Annotated in this window: 30 protein-coding genes and 1 riboswitch; of the genes, 14 read left to right on the top strand and 16 right to left on the bottom strand. The window is 65.1% G+C overall.

Features of this window, described 5'->3' with window-relative positions; genetic code table 11:
* Positions 1-20: 20 nt before the first annotated feature.
* Positions 21-752 carry a response regulator gene (locus I6F28_RS18750; RefSeq protein WP_036009315.1) on the bottom strand — a complete coding sequence of 244 codons (732 nt, stop codon included), beginning with the start codon at positions 750-752 and terminating at the stop codon, positions 21-23.
* The gene (locus I6F28_RS18745; protein WP_050991840.1) at positions 749-1,291 is read right to left on the bottom strand and encodes a MarR family winged helix-turn-helix transcriptional regulator; all 543 of its coding nucleotides are present in this window, start codon (positions 1,289-1,291) and stop codon (positions 749-751) included. The genes I6F28_RS18750 and I6F28_RS18745 overlap by 4 nt, the downstream gene beginning before the upstream one ends.
* Positions 1,292-1,628: 337 nt before the next feature.
* On the opposite strand from I6F28_RS18745, the gene I6F28_RS18740 reads away from it, so the two are divergent.
* The 5 genes from I6F28_RS18740 to I6F28_RS18720 all read left to right on the top strand — a co-directional run bounded on the left by I6F28_RS18740 (position 1,629) and on the right by I6F28_RS18720 (position 6,001).
* Positions 1,629-2,711 carry a branched-chain amino acid aminotransferase gene (locus tag I6F28_RS18740; RefSeq protein WP_036009351.1) on the top strand — a complete coding sequence of 361 codons (1,083 nt, stop codon included), beginning with the start codon at positions 1,629-1,631 and terminating at the stop codon, positions 2,709-2,711.
* A 305-nt stretch (positions 2,712-3,016) separates the two neighbouring features.
* Entirely contained in the window at positions 3,017-3,541 is a 525-nt protein-coding gene (locus I6F28_RS18735; RefSeq protein WP_036009354.1) for a YegJ family protein, read from the top strand.
* 39 nt (positions 3,542-3,580) lie between these two features.
* Positions 3,581-5,101 (top strand): histidine--tRNA ligase, encoded by a 1,521-nt coding sequence (gene hisS / locus I6F28_RS18730; protein WP_036009357.1) that lies wholly within the window; start codon positions 3,581-3,583, stop codon positions 5,099-5,101.
* A 67-nt stretch (positions 5,102-5,168) separates the two neighbouring features.
* A complete protein-coding gene (locus I6F28_RS18725; protein WP_275498569.1) occupies positions 5,169-5,423 on the top strand; it encodes a tautomerase family protein in 255 nt (84 codons plus the stop codon).
* A 185-nt stretch (positions 5,424-5,608) separates the two neighbouring features.
* The gene (locus I6F28_RS18720) at positions 5,609-6,001 is read left to right on the top strand and encodes a thioesterase family protein (protein ID WP_036009365.1); all 393 of its coding nucleotides are present in this window, start codon (positions 5,609-5,611) and stop codon (positions 5,999-6,001) included.
* An 18-nt stretch (positions 6,002-6,019) separates the two neighbouring features.
* On the opposite strand, the gene I6F28_RS18715 is transcribed toward I6F28_RS18720, so the two are convergent.
* The 3 genes from I6F28_RS18715 to I6F28_RS18705 all read right to left on the bottom strand — a co-directional run bounded on the left by I6F28_RS18715 (position 6,020) and on the right by I6F28_RS18705 (position 8,977).
* A complete protein-coding gene (locus I6F28_RS18715) occupies positions 6,020-7,381 on the bottom strand; it encodes an NAD(P)H-dependent oxidoreductase (RefSeq protein ID WP_036009368.1) in 1,362 nt (453 codons plus the stop codon).
* A 67-nt stretch (positions 7,382-7,448) separates the two neighbouring features.
* On the bottom strand, positions 7,449-8,273 hold the full coding sequence (proC, locus tag I6F28_RS18710) for a pyrroline-5-carboxylate reductase (RefSeq protein WP_036009371.1): 825 nt from the start codon (positions 8,271-8,273) through the stop codon (positions 7,449-7,451).
* A gap of 203 nt (positions 8,274-8,476) precedes the next feature.
* A complete protein-coding gene (locus I6F28_RS18705) occupies positions 8,477-8,977 on the bottom strand; it encodes a type III secretion system chaperone family protein (protein WP_036009392.1) in 501 nt (166 codons plus the stop codon).
* A gap of 432 nt (positions 8,978-9,409) precedes the next feature.
* A riboswitch (FMN riboswitch) is annotated at positions 9,410-9,569 on the top strand.
* A 78-nt stretch (positions 9,570-9,647) separates the two neighbouring features.
* Between I6F28_RS18705 and I6F28_RS18700 the strand changes: the two genes are divergently transcribed.
* The gene (locus I6F28_RS18700; RefSeq protein ID WP_036027167.1) at positions 9,648-10,205 is read left to right on the top strand and encodes a 6,7-dimethyl-8-ribityllumazine synthase; all 558 of its coding nucleotides are present in this window, start codon (positions 9,648-9,650) and stop codon (positions 10,203-10,205) included.
* Positions 10,206-10,329: 124 nt separating this feature from the next.
* Here the strand turns inward: I6F28_RS18700 and I6F28_RS18695 are convergent, their stop codons facing one another.
* The 5 genes from I6F28_RS18695 to lgt all read right to left on the bottom strand — a co-directional run bounded on the left by I6F28_RS18695 (position 10,330) and on the right by lgt (position 15,031).
* Positions 10,330-11,283: a ribose-phosphate pyrophosphokinase gene (locus I6F28_RS18695; RefSeq protein ID WP_036009398.1), complete on the bottom strand. Its 954-nt coding sequence runs from the start codon at positions 11,281-11,283 to the stop codon at positions 10,330-10,332.
* A gap of 194 nt (positions 11,284-11,477) precedes the next feature.
* Positions 11,478-12,095: a hypothetical protein gene (locus I6F28_RS18690; RefSeq protein WP_225140470.1), complete on the bottom strand. Its 618-nt coding sequence runs from the start codon at positions 12,093-12,095 to the stop codon at positions 11,478-11,480.
* 187 nt (positions 12,096-12,282) lie between these two features.
* Positions 12,283-13,050, bottom strand: a complete 768-nt coding sequence (gene pgeF, locus I6F28_RS18685; protein WP_225140469.1) for a peptidoglycan editing factor PgeF — start codon at positions 13,048-13,050, stop codon at positions 12,283-12,285.
* Entirely contained in the window at positions 13,047-14,165 is a 1,119-nt protein-coding gene (locus I6F28_RS18680; RefSeq protein WP_225140468.1) for a class I SAM-dependent methyltransferase, read from the bottom strand. The genes pgeF and I6F28_RS18680 overlap by 4 nt, the downstream gene beginning before the upstream one ends.
* A 20-nt stretch (positions 14,166-14,185) precedes the next feature.
* Positions 14,186-15,031 carry a prolipoprotein diacylglyceryl transferase gene (lgt, locus tag I6F28_RS18675; RefSeq protein ID WP_225140467.1) on the bottom strand — a complete coding sequence of 282 codons (846 nt, stop codon included), beginning with the start codon at positions 15,029-15,031 and terminating at the stop codon, positions 14,186-14,188.
* A gap of 198 nt (positions 15,032-15,229) precedes the next feature.
* Here lgt and I6F28_RS18670 point away from each other — a divergent pair, with 198 nt between their 5' ends.
* The 4 genes from I6F28_RS18670 (at position 15,230) to ychF (ending at position 18,318) form a co-directional block, all read left to right on the top strand.
* On the top strand, positions 15,230-15,493 hold the full coding sequence (locus I6F28_RS18670) for an accessory factor UbiK family protein (RefSeq protein ID WP_225140466.1): 264 nt from the start codon (positions 15,230-15,232) through the stop codon (positions 15,491-15,493).
* Positions 15,494-15,716: 223 nt separating this feature from the next.
* Positions 15,717-16,433, top strand: a complete 717-nt coding sequence (locus I6F28_RS18665) for a 50S ribosomal protein L25/general stress protein Ctc (RefSeq protein ID WP_225140465.1) — start codon at positions 15,717-15,719, stop codon at positions 16,431-16,433.
* Positions 16,434-16,491: 58 nt separating this feature from the next.
* Positions 16,492-17,097 carry an aminoacyl-tRNA hydrolase gene (gene pth, locus I6F28_RS18660; RefSeq protein WP_036009403.1) on the top strand — a complete coding sequence of 202 codons (606 nt, stop codon included), beginning with the start codon at positions 16,492-16,494 and terminating at the stop codon, positions 17,095-17,097.
* Between the two features lie 123 nt (positions 17,098-17,220).
* Complete coding sequence (gene ychF / locus I6F28_RS18655; RefSeq protein WP_036009406.1) at positions 17,221-18,318, top strand: redox-regulated ATPase YchF; 1,098 nt, start codon at positions 17,221-17,223, stop codon at positions 18,316-18,318.
* Between the two features lie 114 nt (positions 18,319-18,432).
* Here the strand turns inward: ychF and I6F28_RS18650 are convergent, their stop codons facing one another.
* On the bottom strand, positions 18,433-18,729 hold the full coding sequence (locus tag I6F28_RS18650) for a DUF4282 domain-containing protein (RefSeq protein ID WP_028134403.1): 297 nt from the start codon (positions 18,727-18,729) through the stop codon (positions 18,433-18,435).
* 178 nt (positions 18,730-18,907) lie between these two features.
* On the opposite strand from I6F28_RS18650, the gene I6F28_RS18645 reads away from it, so the two are divergent.
* From I6F28_RS18645 to I6F28_RS18635, 3 genes are all read left to right on the top strand, one after another.
* Positions 18,908-19,360 carry a MaoC family dehydratase gene (locus tag I6F28_RS18645; RefSeq protein WP_036027191.1) on the top strand — a complete coding sequence of 151 codons (453 nt, stop codon included), beginning with the start codon at positions 18,908-18,910 and terminating at the stop codon, positions 19,358-19,360.
* Entirely contained in the window at positions 19,360-19,839 is a 480-nt protein-coding gene (locus tag I6F28_RS18640) for a MaoC family dehydratase (protein ID WP_036027193.1), read from the top strand. Before I6F28_RS18645 ends, I6F28_RS18640 begins: the two co-directional genes overlap by 1 nt.
* 197 nt (positions 19,840-20,036) lie before the next feature.
* Positions 20,037-20,183 (top strand): hypothetical protein, encoded by a 147-nt coding sequence (locus I6F28_RS18635; RefSeq protein ID WP_036009412.1) that lies wholly within the window; start codon positions 20,037-20,039, stop codon positions 20,181-20,183.
* Positions 20,184-20,221: 38 nt separating this feature from the next.
* Here I6F28_RS18635 and I6F28_RS18630 read toward each other — a convergent pair whose 3' ends face one another.
* The 5 genes from I6F28_RS18630 to I6F28_RS18610 form a co-directional block, all read right to left on the bottom strand.
* Entirely contained in the window at positions 20,222-20,359 is a 138-nt protein-coding gene (locus I6F28_RS18630; RefSeq protein WP_007614812.1) for a hypothetical protein, read from the bottom strand.
* Between the two features lie 323 nt (positions 20,360-20,682).
* A complete protein-coding gene (locus I6F28_RS18625) occupies positions 20,683-21,105 on the bottom strand; it encodes a hypothetical protein (RefSeq protein WP_036009414.1) in 423 nt (140 codons plus the stop codon).
* A 217-nt stretch (positions 21,106-21,322) separates the two neighbouring features.
* Entirely contained in the window at positions 21,323-22,231 is a 909-nt protein-coding gene (locus I6F28_RS18620; protein WP_225140464.1) for a hypothetical protein, read from the bottom strand.
* Between the two features lie 372 nt (positions 22,232-22,603).
* A complete protein-coding gene (locus I6F28_RS18615; RefSeq protein ID WP_225140463.1) occupies positions 22,604-23,044 on the bottom strand; it encodes a nuclear transport factor 2 family protein in 441 nt (146 codons plus the stop codon).
* A gap of 200 nt (positions 23,045-23,244) precedes the next feature.
* Positions 23,245-23,685: a nuclear transport factor 2 family protein gene (locus tag I6F28_RS18610; protein WP_225140462.1), complete on the bottom strand. Its 441-nt coding sequence runs from the start codon at positions 23,683-23,685 to the stop codon at positions 23,245-23,247.
* Between the two features lie 346 nt (positions 23,686-24,031).
* Between I6F28_RS18610 and I6F28_RS18605 the strand changes: the two genes are divergently transcribed.
* Entirely contained in the window at positions 24,032-24,418 is a 387-nt protein-coding gene (locus I6F28_RS18605; RefSeq protein ID WP_225140461.1) for a hypothetical protein, read from the top strand.
* The last annotated feature ends 66 nt before the right edge of the window (positions 24,419-24,484 follow it).

Below are 24,484 nucleotides of genomic sequence, written 5' to 3'. Positions count from 1 at the left end.
CTGGCGCGCTTCACTGCGGTTCAGGGCGAGGCCACCAGGCGGTAGCCGATGCCGCGCACCGCCTGCAGGAACAGCGGATTGGCGGGATCGGTCTCGATCTTGCGCCGGAGGCGGTTGATCTGCACGTCGACGGCGCGCTCGTTGACGCTGCCATTGCCGGTCAGTGCGCTGCGCGGCACGGTCTCGCCCGGCGTCTCCGCGAGAATCCGCAGCATCTCGCGCTCGCGGTCGGTGAGGTGGATGACCTCCTCGCCCTGGCGCAATTCGCCGCGTTCGAGATGGTAGACATAGGGGCCGAAGGCGATCTTCTCGATCGTCGTGGCCTGCGGCGGCGGCGCGGCGCGCTTGAGGATGTTGTTGATGCGCAGCGCCAGCTCGCGCGGTTCGAACGGTTTTGCGACGTAATCGTCGGCGCCGATCTGCAGGCCCTCGATGCGGGCTTCCGCCTCGTGGCGCGCCGTCAGCATCACGATCGGCACCGACGACGAGGTGCGGATGAAGCGGGCGAGGTCGAAGCCGGTCTCGCCGGGCATCATGACGTCGAGGATCAGGAGATCGAAATGCAGGCCCATCAGCTTCGAGCGCGCATCACCGGCGCTCGCCGCGGTGGTGACGCGGTAGCCTTCACTTGCAAGAAAGCGCGAGAGCAGGTCGCGGATGCGGCGGTCGTCGTCGACCAGCAAGAGATGCGGGGCATCGTCGGCCGGTTGCACCGGCGGGCGCGCGAGCGTGGCAGCGAGCGGCACGGTCACTCCTTGGCGTCTTGTTTGACGGCAGCGAAGATCGTCTCCAGCACCTTGTCCGGATCGTCGCGGTCGATCATCGCGCGCAGGAAGCGCTTGACCGTCTCGGCGTCCTGCGGACCCATCTCCGCGAGCGCCCTGGTGATCCGCGTGGTCTGCAGCCCGGCGAGCTTCTGCACCAGCGCCTCGCCCTTCGGCGTCGCGTAGAGCAGGCGCTGGCGACGATCGTTGTCGCCGGTCTTCTGCACGATATAACCCTCGTCCAGGAGCTGCTTCAGCACCCGGCCGAGCGACTGTTTGGTGATGCGCAGGACGTCGAGCAGGTCGGCGACCTTGAGCCCGGGATAGCGGTAGACGAAATGCATGACCCGGTGATGGGCCCGGCCGAAGCCGAACGCCTCCAGCTCCTGGTCGGGATCGCCGACGAAATCGCGATAGGCGAAGAACAGCAGCTCGATGATATCCCAGCGCAAATTGCCTCCATCGCCTGCGGCCGGCCGGGGCGCGGCAGCGTCTTGAGAAGGAGTCGCGAAATTTATGTCAGGCATATTGACGTATCTTGGGTTCAATGTTACAAAACGATCGACCCGCACGAAATTTTAGATCGTTTCGCGCCGGGTGGCATCGGAGCAGGACGGCCGGAGAGAGCCGGACAGGCGGCGACGGCCGAAGCAGATCTACCGTGCGATTGTCGAGCGGCATTTCGGCAAAACATACTGGACTTCCGCCTTCCGCAAAAGCATGTCCTCGATGACATGCTGGCTGCGGAAACCGGCCGTAACATGGCTGGCGGCGGTCCGGCCAGAAACCAATCAAGCCAGCCGGGCCCGAACGGGCAGGCGGGCGCGAGAAACAGCGCCGCCACCGGCAGCGGGAGGCAAGGACATGAGCATGACATTCGACATCCAGCCCGCATCCAATCCGACGCCCGAGAAGGACCGCGTCGCCAAGCTGGTGGATCCCGGTTTCGGGCGGGTCTTCACCGATCACATGGCAATCGTCCGCTACAACCAGGCCAAGGGCGGCTGGTACGAGGCGAAGATCGAGGCACGCGCCAACTTCCAGCTCGATCCCGCCGGCGCGGTCCTGCACTACGCCCAGGAGATCTTCGAAGGCCTGAAGGCCTACAAGCGCGACGATGGCGGGGTGAACCTGTTCCGTCCCGACGCCAATGCGCGCCGCTTCAAGGACTCGGCCGATCGCATGGCGATGGCGCAGCTGCCCGAAGACGTCTTCATCGAGGCGGTCGAGCAGATCGTGCGCATCGACCGCGCCTGGATGCCGGGCGGCGAAGGCAGCCTTTACCTGCGGCCGTTCATGATCGCGAGCGAGACCTTCCTCGGCGTCAAGCCGTCGTCCGAATACATCTTTGCGGTGATCGCCTCGCCGGTCGGCTCCTACTTCAAGGGCGGGCCCGCGCCGGTCTCGATCTGGGTGTCGGAGAACTACACGCGCGCCGCGATCGGCGGCACCGGCGCGGTCAAATGCGGCGGCAATTATGCCGCGAGCCTGCGCGCCCAGGCCGAAGCGATCCAGCACGGCTGCGACCAGGTCGTCTTCCTTGACGCGGTCGAGCGCCGCTACATCGAGGAGCTCGGCGGCATGAACGTGTTCTTCGTGTTCGAGGACGGCTCGCTGTCGACGCCGCCGCTCGGCACGATCCTGCCCGGCATCACCCGCGACTCCATCATCACGCTCGCCCGCGACGCCGGCAAGACGGTGCGCGAAGAACCCTATACGCTCGAGCAGTGGCGCAAGGACGCGGCCTCAGGCAGGCTGAAGGAAGCCTTCGCCTGCGGCACCGCCGCGGTGATCTCGCCGATCGGCAAGGTGCGCTCGGTCAGCGGCGATTTCGACATCTCGGGCGGCGCCGCCGGCCCCGTCGCCATGGGCCTGCGCAAGCAGCTCGTCGACATCCAGTACGGCCGCACCAACGATCCCCACAACTGGATCCGCAAGGTGTTTTGATCACCCTCCCCTGGAGGGGTCCGGGACTAGCGTAGCTCGCCCGTGGGTCGATCGCGCGCAGCGCGAGCGGGGTGGGGTGATCTCTCAACACGGGCAGTGTTCGATGTGGAGAGACCCTCACCCCACCCCGTCTCTCATCTTCGCTACGCTCAGATGCGAGCCGACCACGGGCGAGCTACGCTCGTCCCGGGCCCCCTCCAGGGGAGGGTAAAAAGCGCAACGTTTGTGGCTTATTGCGCACTGAACGTGCTGCTGCCGACGTGCGACAAAGCCAGGACACAACAAGCGTCCCGGACATCGCGATCATGGCAACAAAGCTCTCCCAACCCATGAAATGGGTCGTTCTCGCCGCCATCACCGGCGTTTGCGTTTTCGGCATCCTGACCGTCGGCCCGACGCACGAGGTTGCTGCGCAAGACCGCTCGCCGATCGTCGATGTGCGCACCGGCGATCCCGAGATGAACACCGCGATCGCTCGCGCCCGCGGCTCGCTGCCGACCTTCTGGGCCTCCTATGAATCGCCCAAGCCGTCCGAGTCTGGTCACGCTTTGAAGGTGCGCTTTACGACCCGCAAGGGCGGGGAGCACATCTGGATCGGTGAGGTGAAGAAGCTGCCCGACGGGACCTTGACCGGCGTCTTCGCCAACGAGCCGCGCGATCTGCCGGGCAAGCGAGCCGGCGATAAGGTCAAGTTCGCGGAGGCCGACATCTCGGACTGGATGTTCATGCGCAACGGCAAGATCGTCGGCGGCGAGACCATCAAGCCGACGCTGAAATCGCTGCCGAAGGCCGACGCGGACGCGCTCCGGGCGCGAATGGAGCAGCCGTAGGGCAGTTGCCGCCCCGCGCCGCGGCTGGTAAACGCCCGCATGGCCGAGAAACCCAAAAAACCCCAGAAACTGAAGGCGCGCCTGCCGCGCGGGCTCGAGGATCGCGACCCTGCCGCGATCCGGGCGACGCGCGAGATGGTCGAAAAGATCCGCGCCGTCTACGAACTCTACGGTTTCGAGCCGGTGGAAACGCCGGCGATGGAATACACCGACGCGCTCGGCAAATTCCTGCCGGACCAGGATCGCCCCAACGAGGGCGTGTTCTCGTTCCAGGACGACGACGAGCAATGGATCAGCCTGCGCTACGACCTCACCGCGCCGCTCGCGCGCTATGTCGGTGAGCGCTACGGCACCGACGGTCTGGTGCTGCCCTATCGCAGCTACCGCGTCGGCTACGTCTTCCGCAACGAGAAGCCCGGCCCGGGCCGCTTCCGCCAGTTCATGCAGTTCGATGCCGACACCGTCGGCTCGGCGACGCCGGCGGCGGACGCCGAGATCTGCATGATGGCGGCGGACACGATGGAGGCGCTCGGCATCGCGCGCGGCCAGTACGTGGTGAAGGTGAACAACCGCAAGGTGCTCGACGGCGTTCTGGAAGCCATTGGCCTCGCTGGTGAGGACAATGCGGCGCGCCGACTGACCGTGCTGCGCGCGATCGACAAGCTCGACAAGTTTTCCGCCGATGAAGTGCGCAAGCTGCTCGGTCCCGGACGCTGGGATGGCGGGGAGGAAGGCAAGGGCGACTTCACCAAAGGCGCCAATTTGAGTGCGGCGGAAGCCGATGTTGTTCTCGCCATCACCAAGCCGCGCGAGGATTGGAGAGAAGCAATTGCCGCGGCAGAAACCTATCTCGCCAAGAGCGAAGTCGGTCAGGCCGGCGTCAGCGAGCTGGAAGAGATTGCAAAACTGGTCACGGCCTCGGGCTATGGTGCGGATCGTATCAAGATCGATCCCTCGGTCGTGCGCGGCCTCGAATATTACACCGGTCCCGTCTACGAGGTCGAACTCCTGCTCGATACCAAGGACGAGAAGGGCCGCCCGGTGCGCTTCGGCTCGGTCGGTGGCGGCGGGCGTTATGACGGCCTCGTCTCGCGCTTCCGCGGCGAGCCGGTGCCGGCAACCGGCTTCTCGATTGGCGTATCGCGGCTGCAGGCCGCGCTGACGCTGCTCGGCAAGCTCGACACGCGGCCCGAGTTCGGCCCGGTCGTCGTCACCGTGTTCGACCGCGACCGCGTGGCCGACTACCAGAAGATGGTCGCGAGCTTGCGTACCGCGGGCATCCGCGCCGAGCTCTATCTGGGCAACCCGAAGAACATGGGCAACCAGCTCAAATATGCCGATCGCCGCAACTCACCTTGCGTCATCATCCAGGGCTCGGATGAAAAGGCGCGCGGCGAAGTGCAGGTCAAGGACCTGATCGAGGGCGCCAAGGCGGCCGCTGCGATCGCCTCCAACCAGGAATGGCGCGAGACCCGGCCGGCGCAGTTCTCGTGCAGCGAAGCCGATCTCGTCGCAAAAGTGCGCGAGGTCCTGGGCCGCCATGACGTGAAGTGGGGCTAGCTATTCGCAGGCCGCGTCATGCCCGGGCTTGTCCCGGGCATCCACGTCTTGTTTGATAGAAGAGAACGTGGATGGCCGGGACAAGCCCGGCCATGACGACAGCAGCAGGGAGAGAACAATGCCTGAGATCACCATCAGCATGGCCGAAGGCCGTACCGACGAGCAGAAGGCCGGCATGATGCGCGACATCACCCAGGCGCTGGTGAAGAATCTCGGCGTCGATGCCGATGCCGTCGTCATCCAGATCAACGAAGCCCCGCTCCGTCACAAGATGAAGGGCGGCAAGACCTTCGTGGAGCGTGCGGCGGCGGCGAAGAAGTAGCGGTCGACGGTTCTGCATTCACCGCTGTCGTCCCCGCGAAGGCGGGGACCCATAACCACAGGGAGTGGTATTGGGCCAGCTGGTAACTCCGAGCCTTCGCCAAACTTGATCCTGTGGTTATGGGTCCCGGATCTGCGCGCGCTTAAGGCGCGCTTGTCCGGGACGACACTGAGTGTAAGGGGTCCATGGACGCACGCGACTTCATCACAACAGGCATGAGCGCCGAGCGCACGCTGGTGGTCCCGGTGGAGCGCACCGTCGGGCATTTCGTGTCAGGCATGCCTTTTGTCTACGCGACGCCGATGATGATCCTGGAGATGGAGATGGCATCGGGTGATGCGATCCGCTCAGCGCTTCAGCCGGGCTGGGTCACTGTCGGTACCGAGGTCGACATCCGCCATCTTGCCGCCGCGCTCGTCGGTGCGACCGTGCGGACCACTGCAAAGGTGGTCGCGGTCGAGCGCCGCGTCATTCGCTTCGAGGTTGAGGCATTCGAGGGCCCGCGCAAGCTCGGCGAAGGCCGCCACGCCCGCGGGCTCGTCAATGTCGAGATGTTCAACAAGCGGCTCGGGGCTTAACGCGGCTGTGGATTTCGCCTAATCCAGCTTCCGCGCTTTTGGAGACGAATACGACGTTTCCTGCTCCCTGCGGAGACGCACGGCAGACAGCCTCTCGTCAATCGCCACATCCGCCCAGGTGATGCAGGTGTCTTTGGCTACCGCCTTGGTCAATCGCACATTGTGCGCAAGCCCGAGTGGCAGATAGCGCTTTTCAAGGGAGGTGCTGGCGGGCGTCAGTTTGCCGAAGACGGTGTAGCCACCTTCTCCGTCGAGCATGTCTCCCTCGCGCAAGTCCTTCTTGGCTGTGGCAGCAACATCGGCGTTGAACGTCGTGGCGACGCCTGTCGCCTCATTGCGCAGAGCGATCGAGGCAACTGAAATTCCAAGCTCCAGCCCTATGAGATGCCACTTCTTGTAGGAGCTCATGTAACGACCGCTCGGATCGGTGACGACGCTGTATTCCTGGAAACAGTTGCGGATGTAATCGCTGTCGCCTTCGAAACAGACCCACACGCCCTTGCGGATGTCGTTGGGGATGGGCCTGCCTTCGGCCGTCAGGCAGGATACGACCTCGACCTGGCCCTTGGATTCCAGGATGCCGCCCTCCGAACGGGGGCGCATCAGCGTGGGGATGTCGTCGACCGATCCCGGTGGGAATGCAAGGCCATGCGAGGGCGCCTCCAGGCCGGTTGCGTTCGCGATCGCGGCAGATTCAATCGCAGGCTTGGAGCCGTCGAGGAACGCGTTGAACATTTTTGGATTCATGCCCCCGCGCGCAGCTTGCTCTGCAGACAATCCCCAGTGATCCCAGACCGTTTCGGGCGTCGATTCCCGGTAATGCGGCAGCCATTTGTGGCCACGGCCCGCTGCCACGACGGGAAAACCGCAGGCCCTCGCCCAATCTACGAGGTCGCAAGCGAGAGCCGGCTGATCGCCATAGGCCAGGCTGTAGATCACGCCGGCCTGCCTGGCTCTCTGCGCGAGGATCGGTCCGCAGAAGGCGTCGGCTTCGACGGTCACGTTGATGACGGCCTTGCCTGCAGAAAAGGCGCCGAGGCAGTGCTCGACCGCCGCGACAGGATTGCCGGTGCACTCTGCGATCACCTCGATGCCTTCGCACTTCACAAGCGCTTCCCAGTCGTCGGTCAGGAAGGTCGTGCCGTACTTGAGAGCATCCCCGAGTGAGGTCGCGGCGAACTGCTCCGGGCGCCACCCCACCCGGTACAGGTTTTCGCGGGCACGCGATGGGGACAGGTCAGCAATTCCAACGAGATGGACGCCCGGCGTACGCAGGACTTGATGGAGATACATTGCGCCGAACTTGCCCGCCCCGATCAGTCCGATTTTGATGGGGCGCCGCTCGGCCTGTCGTTCGAGAAGTTTCGCGTAGAGGTTCACGATTGCTCTCCCTATCGGCAACGACCGGGATCGCCGCGCATTCGGCCGCCGAAGCGCTCTGATCCGTCTACTTCGCCAATTCCTTCGACCGCTGCGTGGCCGCGGCGATGGCGCGGATCATGAGTTCGCGCAGGCCCGGCTCGCCCATCAGCACACTGAGCGCGGCGGCCGTGGTGCCGCCGGGCGAGGTGACGTTCTGGCGCAGGGCGCTGGACGGCAGCTCCGACTGGTGCAGCAGCTCGCCGGAGCCGGCGACGGTCTCGCGGGCGAGCTTGGTCGCCAGCGCCTCCGGCAATCCCGCTTCGACGCCGGCGCGGGCGAGCTCCTCAGCGAGCAGGAACACATAGGCCGGGCCCGAGCCGGACACGGCGGTGACCGCGTCCATCAATCCTTCATCCTCGACCCATTCGACCGAGCCGGTGGCGCGCAGCAGCGCATCCGCCACCGCGCGCTGCGCGGCGCTGACGTTGTTCGCGGCAACAGCGACGGTGATGCCGCGGCCGATCGCTGCCGGCGTGTTCGGCATCGCGCGCACCACGGCGCCGCCACAGACCTCCTGGAGCGAGGCGATCGTGGTGCCTGCCATGATCGAGACCACCGACGTCTTCTCCGAGACGAACGGCTTCAGCTTGGCGCCGGCCTCGCGGAACATCTGCGGCTTCACCGCCACGACCAGCGTCTCGACGGCGCCGGCGGCGCTCACATCAGGATTGAGCACGACGCCCTTGGCGGCCAGCGCGGAGATCTCGGGCGCAATGTGCGGCTCGATCACCGCGACGCGGCGCGGATCGAGTCCGCCCGAAAGCCATCCGGTCAGCATCGCGCCTCCCATCTTGCCGGCGCCGGCAAGCAGGATTGTGCCGGTGACGTTTTGGAGGGTGCTGTTCGCCATCGGTGTCGCCAAATACTCGGTGTCGTCCCCGCGAAGGCGGGGACCCATAACCACAGGCCGTTCTAATGGACGGAGGGCAGAGCAACAAGCGTTGTGCCACAAGCGAAATCACGCGGTCTGGATCCCGGATCTGCGCGCGCTTTGGGCGCGCTTGTCCGGGATGACGTGGGGAGGGAGCTGCCGCCCTCGCGCCTTGGGAGGCCCTACGCTTCTCCGACCGTATCGAACATTGCCGCGTCCATCGCCTCCGCCGTGCTCTTGCCGGCCCACACCACGAACTGGAACGCCGGGAAGTAGCGCTCGCAGGCATGAATGGCGCCGGCAAGCATGACCTCGCATTGCGCCGGCGAGGCGGTGAGGCCGCCCGGCAGCACCAGGGCCTGGCGGTGCATCACCATGCCGGTGGTGGTCCACAGGTCGAAATGGCCGACCCACAGCTGCTCGTTCACGGCGGCGACGAGCCGCTGCACCTCGCCGCGGCGCGCGGGCGGAATCTTCATGTCGAAGGCGCAGGCCAGATGCAGCGCCTCGATCTCTCCCATCCAGGTAAAGGAGAGCTGGTAGTCGGTCCATTGTCCCTTGGAGACAATCGTGAGCTCGTCCTCGCCGGAGCGTTCGAACGGCCAGTTGTTGCTGGCGGCGATGTCCTCGACCACCGCGAGCGGATGGTTTCTGGAATCGATAGTGCCTTCGAGCAGGGACATGCCGTCTCGACCTCTTGCCTTCTTGTTGTCTTTGATACGCACGCGGTTGGGCCCGGCGCGCACTCCCTAAACGTCGCTGCGGCGTCCCTCGGATCAGCCTTTGCAATCCCCTCGGAGTCGCTGTTGCGATCCCTCGGATCAGCGCGGGCCTGTCGCGGATCAAGTGATGTGATTTGCGGAATCTGCGCAACGGGGTCGCGAGTCCGTCCACAAGCCAGGACTCGTTCGTCCACAGCTCATCTCCGCCACAATTCTTAACGGACGAGAACAAACCGGAATCGGATTCGGCAAAAAAGCTCGCCGCAAATTCCGTGGGGCGAGGGCCGAACCGCCGCCGCGGCATGGCACCATGCGCTTGGCCCATGCGGAACACGCTTGCCGCGACTGCCCGGCGGCGGCATATTTCCTGATAGGCCGTTCATCCCGGACGGCCGATGTTCTCAGGGCGGGGTGAAAGTCCCCACCGGCGGTAAGGGCCGACAGGCCCAAGCCCGCGAGCGCCTTCCGCAAGGGTTTATCCCGAACGGAAGGGTCAGCAGATTCGGTGCAACTCCGAAGCCGACGGTTAAAGTCCGGATGAAAGAGAACGGTCGCTGGCAGACGCATCGAGACGATGCGGCTGTTTGTCGTTCCGTGTGCCCTGATTCTGGTCCTTAAACCGAGGAAAGCCATGAATCAGATGCTGCAAGACCCCCAAACCGAAACGTCCCAAACGCCGCCGCCGGTTCCCGTGGATCCGGCCCCTGCGCATCCGCGCTTCGCCAAGCCGCAGCGGGTGGCCTTCGTGCAGGCCTGCTGGCACCGCGACGTGGTCGCGGAAGCCCGCATCGCCTTCATGAAGGAGGCGGAAGCCCGCCACCTCACCCATGTCGACGTGTTCGAGGTGCCGGGCTCGTTCGAGATTCCGCTGCACGCGCAGGTCCTCGCCAAGACGCGGCGCTACACCGCGATCGTCGCGGCCGGTCTCGTCGTCGACGGCGGCATCTACCGCCACGAATTCGTCGCCGACACCGTGATCAAGGCGCTGATGGACGTGCAGCTGCGGACGGAGGTGCCGGTGTTCTCGGCCGTGCTGACGCCGCAGCAATTCCACGAGACCGAGGTGCACTACGATTTCTTCCGCAAGCACTTTGCGATCAAGGGCGTCGAGGTCGCGACCGCCTGTGCGGAGACGTTGCACGGCTTGGAGCGTTTGCGCGGCCAGGTCGCGGCGGGGATCGTGGGGTAGGCAATGGTCATTCCGGGGCGCGCGCAGCGCGAGCCCGGAATCCATTGATCGACACGGATTGCTGCAAGATGGATTCCGGGTTCGGCGGTGACGCGCCGCCCCGGAATGACGGTGCTAGATCAAATCAGTCGAACAGGCTCGACACCGATTCTTCCGCCGCCGTGCGCGCGATCGCATCCGAGATCAGGCTGGCGATCGGCAGGGTGCGGATGTTCGGCGCCTTGGTCACCGCGTCGGTCGGCAGGATCGAATCGGTGATCACCAGCTCCTTCAGCCTGGAGCCGGCGATGCGCGCCGCCGCGCCGCCGGAGAGCACGCCGTGGGTGATGTAGGCGTAGACGTCCTTGGCGCCCTTGGCGAGCAGCGCATCGGCCGCGTTCACCAGCGTGCCGCCGGAATCGACGATGTCGTCGACGAGGATGCAGGTGTGGCCGGAGACGTCGCCGATCACGTTCATGACCTCGGACTCGCCCGGCCGCTCGCGGCGCTTGTCGACGATCGCGAGCGGGGTGTTGATGCGCTTGGCGAGACCGCGCGCGCGGGCGACGCCGCCGACGTCGGGCGAGACCACCATCGTCTTGGTCAGGTCGAACTTGTCCTTGATGTCGCGCACCATCAGCGGCGCGGCGAAGAGGTTGTCGGTCGGGATGTCGAAGAAGCCCTGGATCTGGCCGGCATGCAGGTCGAGCGTCATGACGCGGTCGACGCCGGCCTGCGTGATCATGTTGGCGACGAGCTTGGCCGAGATCGGCGTGCGCGAGCCTGATTTACGGTCCTGCCTGGCGTAGCCGAAATAGGGCAGCACTGCGGTGATGCGGCGCGCCGAGGAGCGGCGCAGCGCGTCGGTGATGATGAGCAATTCCATCAGATGGTCGTTGGCGGGGAACGAGGTCGACTGGATGACGAAGGCATCCGAGCCGCGGACGTTCTCCTGGATCTCGACGAAGATCTCCATGTCGGCGAAGCGCCGCACCACCGCCTTGGTCAGCGGCAGGTCGAGCCCTTGCGCGATCGCCTGGGCGAGGGCCGGATTGGAGTTGCCGGCGACGAGCTTGATGGAGCCGTTTTTGGCCGACATGGACGCTTCCTCCCGCGCTTTGCTGGATACGACCTTCAACATCAGAAAATACCCGCTGGCAGCACGGTTACGACGGGCGAGGAAATATCAGGCGGAAGGCCGCGATGGCAACCCGGGATGCTACGTTTTCCCTTCGAAAATCCTGAGTCGGGCCAACGGCTTGGCCGCAAGTTGAGGCCGTGGTTTAGCGGGGGTTATTGCTCGGCATAGCCGAGCGCTGATGCCGGCATGTCCTGCGCGGGAGCGTCCTTGACGACGCTGGCCACCGCCGGTCCCCGCAATGCCGGAGCCGCGCCGGGTGCATCCGGCGTTCCGTTGATCATGTTGGAAAGTCCGCTGAATCCGGCCTGGGCGATCTTCCGCAGCACGAGGTCGTCGGCAGCCGACCACGCGTCGCGCCCGCCCTTGGCCGAGGTCGGTTCCTCGCCGGAGAGACGCAGCGCGCGCTGCTGGTTGGCGTCGTAGACGTCCCAGACCCAGGCGATCACGGTCTTGCCGCGCACCACCTGGGCGGAGAGGTAGCTGCGCACGCGATAGGCAGCCGTACCTTCGCGGGAGACCACGGACAGGCTGCGCAGCTTGGATTCGCTGTCGAGCACGCCGACCATGCGGTCGAACACTTGCGGAGGTGGCCCGTCGATCGATTCGAAGGCGATAGTGGCCCCGCTGCCGGCGCTCGGCGCCATCGCATAGGAATTGGCGGCACTGCCGCCGCCGCCGGCGCAGCCGCCCAGCGCGGCCGCCGCCACCAGCAGCATGACCGCCAGCACGCGCGAACCCGCGCGGCGGAAGATGAATGACGCGTCCCTCATTATGGAGGGCAGCGATATCGTTAAAATCGATTAAGGTCTAGGGCAGGCGCGACACATCCCCACTGTCATTCCGGGGGCGATGCGCAAGCATCGAACCCGGAATCCATTTCGCCGCGTGAATTGCCGCACGATGGATTCCGGGTTCTCGCTTCGCGAGCCCCGGAATGACACGGGGTTGCCCCTGTGTTCACCCATCCAGCGCAATCGCGTGAACGTGACGGCCGTAATCCGGCTCCTTGCGATGGACCGAACGCCGATAGCTGAAGAAGCGCTCGTCGGCGTAGGTATCGAGGCCGAGATCGTCGATCATCAGGATGCCTGCGGCCTCGAGCCGCTTGCGGATGAAGCCGGCGAGATCGAACATCGCGTGGCCCTCGCGCACCGAGGGGATGAAGAACACAGTGTTCTCGGCATCCTGTTCGATGAAGCGCGCGACGAACTCGTTGCCGACCTCGTAGCTGTCCTGGCGGATCAAGGGGCCGATCGCGGCGATGATGCCGCCGCGCGTGGCGCCGAGCTGCTCCATCGCCGCGATGGTGGATTCCAGCACGCCCGTCAGTGCGCCCTTCCACCCCGCATGCGCGCCGCCGATCACGCGCGCCTTCGGATCGACGAACAGCACCGGCCCGCAATCGGCGGTGGAGACGCCGAGCGCGATGCCCGGCGTCTTCGTCACCAGCGCATCGCCCTTGGGTCGTGGCCCGCTCGGCCACGGTGCCTCGGCAACCAGCACGTCGGGCGAATGGATCTGGTGCAGGCTGAGGAAGCGCTCGGGCGCAACGCCGACATGCTCGGCCATGCGGCGCCGGTTCTCGGCGACCAGGGTCTGGTCGTCGTTGGAGCCGAGCCCGCCGTTCAGCGCGGAATAGATGCCGCCGGAGACGCCGCCTTCGCGGGTGAAGAAGGCATGGCGCAGGCCGGGCACGGCCGACAGCAGCGACGAAGCTATCGTCATGAGGCCTCTCCTGCCTGTTCGAGATCGCTGAGGCCGGCTAGGCTTGCTAGCCGCGGCTCGGAGATGCCGAGCACCTTGAACATCGAGCCCATGCCGCCACGCCCGGTATCGGTCAGGCGTCTGAGCGCCACCGAAATGTCGGTGGCAACGTCGGGCGCAGCTTTCTGCATCAGGGCGGCGGCGCGGGTGTCGATGCCGATCCGCTTGAGGAAGTCGCCTTGCGTCACCGGCCCATGCACGCGCGCGCCGACATCCTCGGCCGCGCGCGCCAGCGCCTGGAAATCGACATGGGCGGTGACGTCGGCCTGGCCCGGCGCCTTCAAGGGATCGGCGAAGCTGTGGCGCGCAATCGCCTGGAACGTGTCGCCGGCGTCGCTGCGGAGGTGGCCGTAATCGATGATCAGCGCCGCGCCGTCCTGGTCGCGCACGCGCGTGGCAAGCTTCATGATCTCGCCGTCGGGGCGCCACTCGAACACGGCGCCGATGGGGGCGGCGCGCACCACGGGCGGCAGGAGCACGTCGAAGCGAGGCGTCGGCTCCGGCGCCGCGCCGAACTGAAGCTTGCCGTTGGGATCGATCTCGATCACGCGCTCGTGCCAGCCGTTCTCGAGCCGGACCATCTGGTGGATCGGCAGCACGTCGAAATATTCGTTGGCGAGGATGATGCTGGGGCCCTCCGGCACCTCGTCGATGCTGTCGTGCCAGGCGATGTTGCGCACGTTGGCGAGCGTCGCGCTCTGCCGGTCCCGCAACACGGGATTGACCTCGACCATGTGGATGTGGAGCGCCTGGTAGAGCGGGGGCAGCACGCGGAGCGCGCGCAGCGCATCCGCCATCATGGTGCCGCGGCCGGGGCCGAGCTCGATCAGCCGAAGGAACTGCGGCGAGCCCATCTGCTTCCAGACCGAGGCGGTCCACAACCCCAACAGCTCGCCGAACATCTGGCTGACTTCGGGCGCCGTGGTGAAGTCGCCCTCGCGCCCGAGCGGATCGCGCGAGACGTAATAGCCGTAGCGCGGATGCATCAGGCACAGTTCCATGTACCGCCAGACCGGCATGGGCCCGGAAGATTTGATCAGCGCCTTGATCTCGTTGAGCAGCGGCTGGTCGGTCACGGCGATCTTCTCGAAATGAATTAACGAATGGCCTGGAAGGGCGTCGGCGCACCGCGCCTCACTGCCAATACAATAAGAATGAGGCCGACGATAAGCATCGGGATCGACAGCAGCATGCCCATGGTTAATCCGCCCCAGAGGAAACCGAGCTGCGCGTCCGGCTCGCGGAAATGCTCGCCGGCGATGCGGGCCAGACCATAGACCAGGATGAAGGCGCCGAGGATCATGCCGGGGCGCTTCAAGGCACCGAACCGGATCATGATCGCGAGCACCGTGAACAGCAGGATGCCCTCCATGCCGGCTTGGTAGAGCTGGCTCGGATGCCGCGGCAGTTGCGTCGGATCGTTGGGGAAGATGATCGCCCAGGGCAGGGTCGGGTCGGTGGCGCGGCCCCACAATTCGCCGTTGATGAAATTGGCGATGCGTCCGAGCAACAGCCCGACCGGGGCGACCGCGGTGGTGATGTCGCCGAGCGACAGGATCGAGATGCCATTGCGCCAGGCGAACCACATCACCGCGACGACGCAGCCGAGGAAGCCGCCGTGGAACGACATCCCGCCCTCCCACAATTTGAAGATCGCGGCGGGATGGTCGATGAAGAAGGGCAGGTTGTAGAACAGCACGTAGCCGGCGCGGCCGCCGATGATGATGCCGAGCGTGACCCACAGGATGAAGTCATCGATCTGAAGCAGCGAGATCGGCGCGGGTCCGCCCCACAGGCGTTCGCTCTTCAGCAGCGCGCGGGCATAAAGCCAGCCGAACACGATGCCGCAGATATAGGCCAAGGCATACCATTTGATCGCGAACGGACCGATCTCGAGCGCGATCGGGTTGAAGGCGGGGAAGTCGATGAGCAGAAACGGCATCGCGCCTTCTATGTCCAAGCGGGATCGCGGCGGTCGGCGCCGGCAGACGCCCCGTGATTCCTCTTATGCGGGGACGTTGAATACGATTGCAAGGAAACCGATGCATGACAAGGATACCGCCGCTTCGCCCTTGAACCGGCCCCGTCGGATTGCCATTGTCATTCTGCGTGTTCGCGCAAAGTTTATCGGAGGCCCACAATGACCCAGACCAATAACCGGTTTTTCGACGAGATCGGCCGCCTGATGAACGACGCCGCCGGTGCTGCCCAGGGCGTCAAGCGCGAGTTCGATTCCGTGATGCGCAGCCAGGCCGAAAAATTCCTGCGCGACATGGACCTCGTCAAGCGCGAGGAGTTCGAGGCGGTCAAGGACATGGCACGCCTGGCACGCGAGGAGAACGAGGCGCTGAAGGTGCGGATCGCGGCGCTGGAGGCGAGGCTGGGGGGGACTCCGACGTCTTAAGCGCGGTCTCTGACTCCTCCCCCTCCAGGGGAGGGTAAGCACCTGGCCCTCCAGGGGAGGGTGCGAACCGCGGGCTGCCAGCCCATTCTCCTTGTCATTTCCGCAGCTTCCGGGTAAAAGCCCGCCACGTCCGCGGCCCCCGCACCCCTGGAGGCTTGCTGTGGACCATGCCATGGGCCGCCTTGCGGCCCATTAACTTTTGCAAAAACAAGGACTTAACGACATGGCGACGACCGTCAAGGAATTGAAGGCGACCGCACGTCCGAAGAGCGGCAAGGGGGCCGCCCGGGCTGAGCGTCGCGCCGGGCGAGTGCCCGGAGTGATCTACGGCAACAACCAGCCCCCGCTGACGATCTCGATCGAGGATCGTGAACTGCGCCAGCGCATCCTTGCCGGCCGGTTCCTGACCACGCTGGTCGACATCGACCTCGAGGGCAAGAAGCACCGCGTCATTCCGCGCGACTATCACCTCGATCCGGTCAAGGACTTCCCGATCCATGTCGACTTCATGCGGCTGGGCGAAGGCGCCACCATCCGCATCAGCGTTCCCCTGCACGTGGTGAAGGCCGAAACCTCCCCGGGCGTGAAGCGCGGCGGCACCGTCAACATCGTCGCCCACGCGATCGAGCTCGAATGCGGCGTCGAGAGCATCCCGCAATACATCGAGGCCGATGTCAGCTCGCTCGAGATCGGTCACTCCCTGCATCTGGCCGACGTCAAGCTACCGGCCGGCGTCAAGGCGCTGACCCGCGAGGACGCGACCCTCGTCACCATCGTGCCGCCGTCCGGTTACGCCGAAGAGCAGAAGGCCGCTGCTGCGGCTGCCGCTGCTGGTGCGGCCCCGGGCGCTGCGGCTGCTCCGGCCGCTGGTGCTGCGGCTCCGGCTGCTGCTCCTGCCGCTGCTGCCAAGGCTCCCGCCGGCGGCGACAAGAAGAAGTAATCTCTCGAAGCTGGCGCGCGGTCCTTGACCGCGCGCCGAGCGGGGGGCGCGCCGCGTCATGCGACTCTTTGTTGGGCTCGGCAATCCCGGCGCGAAATACGCACGTAACCGGCACAATATCGGCTTCATGGCCGTCGACGAGATCGCGCGGCGTCATGGTTTTGCGCCGTGGCGCCGCCGCTTTCAGGGCGAGACCTCGGAAGGTGCGCTCGGACCCGAGCGCGTGATCCTGCTCAAGCCCACGACCTACATGAACGAGTCCGGACGCAGCGTTCAGGAAGCGGCGAGCTTCTTCAAGATCGCCGCGGGCGACACCACCGTGTTCCACGACGAGCTCGAGCTGCCGCCAGGCAAGGTGCGGGTGAAGATCGGCGGCGGCATTGCCGGCCATAACGGCCTGCGTTCGATCTCGGCGCATATCGGCAACGATTATCGCCGGGTGCGGCTCGGCATCGGTCATCCCGGCGTCAAGGAGCTGGTGCACGGCCATGTGCTGTCGGACTTCGCCAAGGCCGACAACGAATGGGTGGCGACGCTCTGCGATGCGGTGGCCGAGCATGCCGCGCTGCTTGCCAAGGGCACGGACGCGACCTTCGCCAACAGGGTGCATCTGGCCATGCAGGCGAAGGGGTTTTTGACCAAGGACGAGAACGGCAAGGAATAACACCTGTCATCGCCGGACTTGATCCGGCGATCCATCCTTCGAAGACGATGGATGCGCGGATCAAGCCCGCGCATGACGAGTTCGAAAGACATTTGCGCGCGAAGCGCGGAGGCCAGGACCACCATGGGATTCAAATGCGGGATCGTCGGATTGCCCAATGTCGGCAAGTCGACCTTGTTCAATGCGCTGACCGAGACGGCCGCGGCGCAGGCCGCGAACTATCCTTTCTGCACCATCGAGCCGAATGTCGGCGAGGTCGCCGTGCCCGATCCCAGGCTCGACAAGCTCGCGGCCATCGCCAAGTCGGGCCAGATCATCCCGACCCGGCTGACCTTCGTCGACATCGCAGGCCTCGTGCGCGGCGCCTCCAAGGGTGAAGGCCTCGGCAACCAGTTCCTGGCCAATATCCGCGAGGTCGACGCCATCGCGCATGTCGTGCGCTGCTTTGAAGACTCCGACATCACCCATGTCGAAGGCAAGATCGCCCCGCTCGCGGACATCGAGACCATCGAGACCGAGCTGATGCTCGCCGATCTCGACAGCCTCGAGAAGCGCGTCGACAATCTCACCAAGAAGGCCAAGGGCAACGACAAGGACGCCAAGGAGCAGCTCGATCTCGTCAACCGCACCCTGGTGCTCTTGCGCGAAGGCAAGCCCGCGCGCCTCGTCGAGCGCAAGGCGGAGGAGGAGCGGGCCTTCTCGATGCTCGGCCTGCTGTCGTCCAAGCCCGTGCTCTATGTCTGCAACGTCGAGGAAGGCTCGGCCGCGACAGGCAACGCCTTCTCCAAGGCGGTCGAGGAGCAGGCGGCGAAGGAGGGCGCGGTTGCCGTCGTCATCTCCGCCAAGATCGAATCCGAGATCGCGACCATCTCGCGTGACGAGCGCGCGGACTTCCTGGAGACCTTGGGCCTCGAAGAAGCCGGCCTCGATCGCCTGATCCGCGCCGGCTACACCCTGCTCGACCTCATCACCTACTTCACCGTGGGCCCGAAGGAAGCGCGCGCCTGGACCATCTATCGCGGCACCAAGGCGCCGGCGGCGGCCGGCGTGATCCACACCGATTTCGAGAAGGGTTTTATCCGCGCCGAGACCATCGCGTATGACGATTACGTCGCGCTCGGCGGCGAAGCCGGTGCCCGCGATGCCGGCAAGCTCCGCCTCGAAGGCAAGGATTACGTCGTCGCCGACGGCGACGTGATGCATTTCAGGTTTAATACGTAGGAGCTGGTCATTCCGGGGCGCGCGAAGCGCGAGCCCGGAATCCATCTATACGCTTGTTCTGTGGCTCAATGGATTCCGGGCTCGCCTCTTCGAGGCGCCCCGGAATGACGGGAATCACCGCATCCCTGATCCCTGGTCCCGGATCGCGCCGAGATGCTCGTTGATGCGGAAGACGATCAGGATCAGCTCCGCGACGATGCGCGAGAACACGATGCCGACCACGACGCTGGCGATCGACGACAGCAGCACCAGGAAGCCGCCGAATGGGCTGATCGCCATCGCGGCCAACCCTGAGAAGATGCCGGAGAGCCCGAACAGGCAGATCAGCGCGATCACCAGCCAGTAGAAGGTCTTGATGATCGTCGGCGTGATGAAGCGGTCCCACTGGAACAGGTCGCTGAATGAGAACATTGCTCTCCCCAAGGCAAATCGCAAGGCAAATCGGGACTTCAAATCGGGCTTCGGCCGTCGATCGATCCGACTCAAATCAACGCCGATCTCAAGTATGTAGCACGAGCCATGCGGGCCGGCGGGTTGAGATTGCCGCAAAGTGCGGCCACAATCTGTCATTCCCGCAAAGCTTTCCGAGATGACCCTGACCTTCGAAGATTTCCCGCCTGGCCGGTTCGGAACGTTCGGCCCGCGCCACGTCACCCGCGACGAGATATTGGCCTTTGCCGCCGAGTTCGATCCGCAGCCGATGCACCTCGACGAGGCGGCAGCAGCTGAGAGCATGCTGCGCGGCCTGTCCGGTTCGGGCTGGCACCTGTGCTCGCTGATGATGCGGATGATGGCCGACGGCTTCATCACGCGCGCCGCGTCACTGGGATCTCCCGGCGTCGACGAGGTGCGCTGGCTGTCGCCACTGCGGCCCGGCGACGATCTCACGCTCGACGTCGATGTCCTGGAGGCGCGGGCCTCGAAGAGCCGACCTGAGCTCGGCATTGTCAAGTTCAAATGCACCGCGCGCAATGCGGCGGGGCAGGCGCTCGCCGAGATGACCTCGCCGATCCTGATCAAGCGGCGCGAGGGAGCGGCCTGATGCGGTTCTTCGAAGACATCGCGATCGGTCAGCGCCGCGAGATCGGCGCCTATACGTTCACGGCGGAAAAGATCAAGACCTTCGCCGCCAAGTTCGATCCGCAACGCTTTCACCTCGACGAGGAGGAGGGCAAGAACTCGCTGTTCGGCGGGCTCGCGGCCTCGGGCTGGCATGTCGGCTCGGCCTGCATGAGCCTGCTTGTCGCCGACGGCCAGCGCCTGGCACGCGAGGCCGCCTCGCGCGGCGAGGAGGTCGCGGTGTGGGGCCCGTCGCCGGGCTTTCGCGACCTGCGCTGGATCAGGCCGGTGCTCGCCGGCGACACCGTCGCTTACGTCAATGAAGTCATCGACAAGCGCGCCTCCGCCTCCCGTCCCGGCTGGGGCATTTTGACGGCCCGCACCACCGGCACCAACCAGCGCGGCGAGGAGGTCTATTCCATCACCGCCTCCGCCTTCGTGCCGCTGCGCAAGGGCGGTTAGATCTGTTCCAAGATGAACGGGCAAATGAGTGCGCGAGTGTTGCCCGCGCGCTATGGACGCGATTCCGGGTGGCTGCCATAAGCCTGCGCAACATGGTTACGGCGAAGCAGTTTCGCGGAACCAGTCAGTTGCTAACTAATTATGAACCTGTCGCTGTCTATTTGAAACGAATAGGCAGACGACAGGGGACGAGGACCATGGCTGATCGCGGCGCACTCAAATTTGTTGGATTCATCTTCGCGACCGCGACGCTGGCCGTGATGCTGGTCGCGGGCATGGTGGCGAAGGGCTACGCCGATGGCGCCTACACGCTGGAAGCCTCGACGGCGGAAGCGGCCCGGTAAGAATTCGTTAACGATCGCGGCCGGCATCCGGCCGCAGCTCAGCGGCTATAGACGAACGCCAGGATGGCGATCGCAACCGCCAGCAGCCCGACAAAGCGCAGCATGATCGTGCCGAATTGATTCGGCGCGGGCCGCAACGGGATCGGGTCCGTGGTGTCGGGCCGAATGCTTTCCATCTGAAATGTCCCCTGAGCCCGGCCGTAGCACGGGCGCTTGGCGTTGGTCGCCGGGGTGGGCCGGAGGGTTCAATGGTGGCCGTTGGCCGCGCCACATTCTCCGCTGTCATGCCCCGGCTTGTCCGGGGCATCCAGTACGCCGCGGCCTATCGATTCAATCACCGGCGCTGGTGGAATACTGGATCACCCGCCCCTGTGCGCAATTGCGCACAGGCGGGTGATGACACCTGTGTTGGAGAAACGGCTGCGTGACCCACCAACAAATCAAAACCGCCGCGCTCCCTTCCGGAACGCGGCGGCCAATGATGCGTTCGTACCGGCGATCAGCTGTTGCGCAGGCCGTCGGCGGCGCGCTTCCACTGCGCGACGTTGTCGGCGATCATGCGGGTCGATTTCATCGCGGCCTGGCTGAGCTGGGCGTAGCCGGAGATCTCGCGCTGGACGCGCTGGCCTTCGGCGTGGAGCAGGTCGCGCAGGCTCTCGAGCTCGGAGATCAAATTCTCGATCTCGGCGAGCGAAGTGCCGGCGACGCGCTGGATCAGCGAGTTGACGTTATTGACGGTGGCTTCCGCGCTCGGATCGAGCGGCGGCGCATCGGTGGTGGTCGCGGCCGGACGGCGCAGATAGGCGATGTCGTTGCGGACGAAGTCGCGGATGCCGGCTTCGACCTCGGTCACGGCGGCGAGGTTAGTGTCGACCGTCTCGGTCTCGGTGGCTTCGATCTTTTCGGGACGCATGGCGTTCATCGTTATTCCCCTGTTCGCGTTGAGCGCAGCGCGAGTGTCCCCCGCACGACGACGTCTGTGAGGCAGGCCGTATCAGGGCGTCCGATTTTGACCGCAAATGGGCCGAGATGCGGCAAGGCCGGACCATTCGGGGGTTTTGCCGTGGCGTATGGTTAGGGAAGGGTGAATGCTGCCGCGGTGATGGCCTTCTCCCCGCAGGCGGGGAGAGGCGCCGGCCTCACCAGCTCTTCTTGAAGCCCGCCGTCACGCTCTTGTTCAGCGTGCCTTGCGAGGTTTCACCGACCGAGCCTGATACGGTGACGTTGTCGAACAGCTTCTGCTCGGCGCCGAGCTTGCGCAGCCATTTGTCGTCGGTGGTCGACAGCGTCTGGCCGGCAACGATGCTGGTGCCGGTGTCGGTCACGGTGACCTTGGCGCTCTGGTCGGTCTCGTAATTGCGCGTGACGTGGCCGCCGATGCCGGGGACCGCACTGGTGCCCTGCTGGTTGACGCTGTAGCCGTTCTGCAGCGTCAGCGAGGTGTCGCCTGACAGCGGCACCGATTTGGTCAGCGATGCCCCGATCTTGCTGTGCTCGGCGCCGGGATCGACCCTGGCTTCCACCGCGGTCTTGTCCCAGATCGCGCCCGCGCCCGGCGCGGTTGCCGTCGCCCAGGCGCTGCCCGAGGATTGCGGCAGGTTGCCGCCGTTGGTGGCCTTCTGCGCCAGCAGCTCGGACATCGTCCTGGGCTCGCTCGCCAGCGTCATGTCGGCGCCGACTCGGGTATCCCAGAACGAGGACACCGATTGCTTCACGGTCACCGCCGAGGAGCCGTTGGCATTGGGATTCGACGACCAGTCGAGGCCTTCCCTTGCGGCGGCCTGCGCGCACTTCTTGGCGGCCATCGGGTCGATGCCGGTCCCCGCATCGACCCCGATCTGGCTCCAGTCGAGCTTGTCGACGTCGATGCCCTTCATGATGTCGGGACCATTGACGTCGGGGACTTCGGCCGCCTCGGCCTCGTCGTCGGATGCGGGTGACGAGAAGGGCGGAATGATCTGTGCCTGTAACGTCAGCACCGAGCCCAAGATGAATGCGGCCGCCAGCAACGGCAGCCTGGTCCAGCCAAACCCTGTCGAGAATTCCATCGTCCTGCCCACGAACCCCAGCGCATGCTGTCCGCCCCACTATAGCGGTCGCAATGACCATGCGCCATTCCGGCGCTGAAAGTGCCGGTTTATCGTTGCGGAATTGTGGCGGTTCGCAAGGGGAGGCGAACCAACGGGCCGCGCGAAAGGCGCGCGCCCGATGACAGGTTCGTGATGCGACGGCATCCGGCGGGGCTGGAGGCCAGGACGTCGCGATCGCCTCGTCATCGGTCCCGAACAGCGGGGCCCGTTGGCGTCCCCCCTGAAGCGCGATGATCATCGTCGCGCTTCAGGTTGTTGTTTGCGCATGATCTTCTCGGAAAACCGCTTGGCACTTTGCGCTAACGCGGCCCTTCGGAGCCGGATCATGCGTTAGCCGACGCTGGTCATCTTCGGCAGATGAATGGCGCGGCCGAGTGCCTGCTCGACCAGGTCGAAGGTGTCGATCAGCACCCGCATGCTGATCAGCTTGCCGGCCTTGAACTGGGCGAACTGCGCCACGCGCAGGCTGATCGGCTTGTTGGAATCCAGGGCCGTCAGCGAATAGCGCACCATCGAGGCGGCGGAATCGACGCCCAGCATGATGCTCTCGCGGTCGAAGCGGCGGACCTGGAAATTGTCGGCGAGCTGGCGGATGACGTCGAGCACGGCATCCTTGCCCTGGCGCGCGCCGAGGAACGGAAACATGTCGATCGGGCCGTAGAGCGCCCACTCGACGTCCTCGTCGATCAGGGCCTCGATTTCCCTAAAATCCCGGTCGTTGATCGCGCGGTGCAACGCACGCGAGAAACGCCAGAGGCTGTGCTCTGTCATTTGGGGCAGTCCTGAAGCTGGCTTTACGGAAAAAAACGGCAAACAACCCCATGCGCACCAAGGCGCCAGGGCTCAACTCATTTGTATACGAACAAATTAGCAGATTTCGGCCAAAACGCAATTCACGTTTTCGCAATGCACACTTGAACGGGTTTTGTGAGATTTACAATACAACCCCGTAATTGTCCGGGTCCCGGCGCTCAGTCCGCCCCGGCAATCAGCGGCCCGATCTCCCGTTCCAGCACCTGCTGCACCAGGTCGTAGGAATCGATGATCTCGCGCATCTCCGCCACCAGTCCGCCGCGAAACGTGTAGAACACCGCCATGTCGAACTGCACGATGCGGTCGTTGCTGCGCTTCTTGAAAAAAGCGTGCATGTAGGTCGCGACGGCCTCGCCCTCGGCGACGATATGCGGCGTCTTGTAACGAACCTCCGAATAGCGCGACCAGACCGTCTGCCACAGCTCGCGCAGCTCCTGCTTGCCGTGGCGCGGCACCAGATGTGGCAGCACGTCAATCGGGGCGTGGGTGAGGAAATAGACGTCGTCGGTGCAGCTGGCCAGCGCCGTCTCGATGTCGCCGCGCGCGAAGGCATCGAGCAGGTGCACGACGCGTTGGCGATTCAGCTGCTCCACCGTCATTCCCACCCGCTCTCCTTGATCTTGTGCCTTTTGCAAGCCTAGCGCGTGGTCTCACGCCGGCGCAATCCGCAAGATCACAGGAATGTTTGCAGAGGTTTTGACGTGCGAGCGCAATGCCCGGTTCATGGGGTTCGCGGCGTCTTCGGCTGCTTGGTGTGCAAGCCCGCGTGGACGAACCCGCAAAGCCGCGCGCCGGGAACATAGGCGGCCCGCTCTCGTGCGCCGAAGCTTGCGTGAACGTGGAGGGGAGAGACGCAGCCGGCATCGCCGGCCTGCGTGATCCATCTCACGTCGCGCCTGTCCAGACGCCGCTACCGTCATCCCCAAGTCATCAGGGAGACGTGCCATGGCCACCATCGCCGCCACGAGAAAGTCCCGCCTGCATAACGCGCTCGAAGGCCTCGCGCTGACCGCGGCCCTGCAGAGCTTCCCGACCTTCGCCACTGCGGCCTTCCTGCTCAAGCTCGTTGGCAACCACGACCTTGTCGGCGATCCCGGCGTCGCCATCTTCGTCGCCTTCGCCTCGTTCACCCACGCCCTGATCGCCGTGACCCTCGGCCCGAGCTTCCCGCACCTGTTCAAGACCGTCTACGAGCCGAAATTCTTCGAGGCCCATCTGTCGCTCTCCGACAAAATCACGGCCTGGCGCACCCAGCCCGTCGCCTCGCTGCAACTGGTGACGATCGTGCTGCTGCTGTCGGTGATGGCCGTGGTGGCGGCGAGCGTGGGGTGAGGGGGTAACCACGAACGTCGCCGATAAACCTACGCGTCTACCTCTTCTTCCACCCACCCCTTCGCC

Origin of the sequence: Bradyrhizobium sp. NBAIM14, assembly GCF_020193895.1 — a bacterium.
GTDB lineage: Bacteria > Pseudomonadota > Alphaproteobacteria > Rhizobiales > Xanthobacteraceae > Bradyrhizobium > Bradyrhizobium yuanmingense.
Note: the sequence above shows the minus strand (reverse complement) of the source record. Positions and strands in the feature narration are given on the sequence as shown.

Coding starts and splice junctions, on each gene's coding strand:
- I6F28_RS18745 (WP_050991840.1), bottom strand. CDS start 1,291: ATGCCTGACATAAATTTCGCGACTCCTTCTCAAGACGCTGCCGCGCCC.
- I6F28_RS18740 (WP_036009351.1), top strand. CDS start 1,629: ATGAGCATGACATTCGACATCCAGCCCGCATCCAATCCGACGCCCGAG.
- I6F28_RS18735 (WP_036009354.1), top strand. CDS start 3,017: ATGGCAACAAAGCTCTCCCAACCCATGAAATGGGTCGTTCTCGCCGCC.
- hisS (WP_036009357.1), top strand. CDS start 3,581: ATGGCCGAGAAACCCAAAAAACCCCAGAAACTGAAGGCGCGCCTGCCG.
- I6F28_RS18720 (WP_036009365.1), top strand. CDS start 5,609: ATGGACGCACGCGACTTCATCACAACAGGCATGAGCGCCGAGCGCACG.
- proC (WP_036009371.1), bottom strand. CDS start 8,273: ATGGCGAACAGCACCCTCCAAAACGTCACCGGCACAATCCTGCTTGCC.
- I6F28_RS18705 (WP_036009392.1), bottom strand. CDS start 8,977: ATGTCCCTGCTCGAAGGCACTATCGATTCCAGAAACCATCCGCTCGCG.
- I6F28_RS18700 (WP_036027167.1), top strand. CDS start 9,648: ATGAATCAGATGCTGCAAGACCCCCAAACCGAAACGTCCCAAACGCCG.
- I6F28_RS18695 (WP_036009398.1), bottom strand. CDS start 11,283: ATGTCGGCCAAAAACGGCTCCATCAAGCTCGTCGCCGGCAACTCCAAT.
- I6F28_RS18690 (WP_225140470.1), bottom strand. CDS start 12,095: ATGAGGGACGCGTCATTCATCTTCCGCCGCGCGGGTTCGCGCGTGCTG.
- pgeF (WP_225140469.1), bottom strand. CDS start 13,050: ATGACGATAGCTTCGTCGCTGCTGTCGGCCGTGCCCGGCCTGCGCCAT.
- lgt (WP_225140467.1), bottom strand. CDS start 15,031: ATGCCGTTTCTGCTCATCGACTTCCCCGCCTTCAACCCGATCGCGCTC.
- I6F28_RS18670 (WP_225140466.1), top strand. CDS start 15,230: ATGACCCAGACCAATAACCGGTTTTTCGACGAGATCGGCCGCCTGATG.
- I6F28_RS18665 (WP_225140465.1), top strand. CDS start 15,717: ATGGCGACGACCGTCAAGGAATTGAAGGCGACCGCACGTCCGAAGAGC.
- pth (WP_036009403.1), top strand. CDS start 16,492: ATGCGACTCTTTGTTGGGCTCGGCAATCCCGGCGCGAAATACGCACGT.
- ychF (WP_036009406.1), top strand. CDS start 17,221: ATGGGATTCAAATGCGGGATCGTCGGATTGCCCAATGTCGGCAAGTCG.
- I6F28_RS18650 (WP_028134403.1), bottom strand. CDS start 18,729: ATGTTCTCATTCAGCGACCTGTTCCAGTGGGACCGCTTCATCACGCCG.
- I6F28_RS18645 (WP_036027191.1), top strand. CDS start 18,908: ATGACCCTGACCTTCGAAGATTTCCCGCCTGGCCGGTTCGGAACGTTC.
- I6F28_RS18640 (WP_036027193.1), top strand. CDS start 19,360: ATGCGGTTCTTCGAAGACATCGCGATCGGTCAGCGCCGCGAGATCGGC.
- I6F28_RS18635 (WP_036009412.1), top strand. CDS start 20,037: ATGGCTGATCGCGGCGCACTCAAATTTGTTGGATTCATCTTCGCGACC.
- I6F28_RS18630 (WP_007614812.1), bottom strand. CDS start 20,359: ATGGAAAGCATTCGGCCCGACACCACGGACCCGATCCCGTTGCGGCCC.
- I6F28_RS18625 (WP_036009414.1), bottom strand. CDS start 21,105: ATGAACGCCATGCGTCCCGAAAAGATCGAAGCCACCGAGACCGAGACG.
- I6F28_RS18620 (WP_225140464.1), bottom strand. CDS start 22,231: ATGGAATTCTCGACAGGGTTTGGCTGGACCAGGCTGCCGTTGCTGGCG.
- I6F28_RS18615 (WP_225140463.1), bottom strand. CDS start 23,044: ATGACAGAGCACAGCCTCTGGCGTTTCTCGCGTGCGTTGCACCGCGCG.
- I6F28_RS18610 (WP_225140462.1), bottom strand. CDS start 23,685: ATGACGGTGGAGCAGCTGAATCGCCAACGCGTCGTGCACCTGCTCGAT.
- I6F28_RS18605 (WP_225140461.1), top strand. CDS start 24,032: ATGGCCACCATCGCCGCCACGAGAAAGTCCCGCCTGCATAACGCGCTC.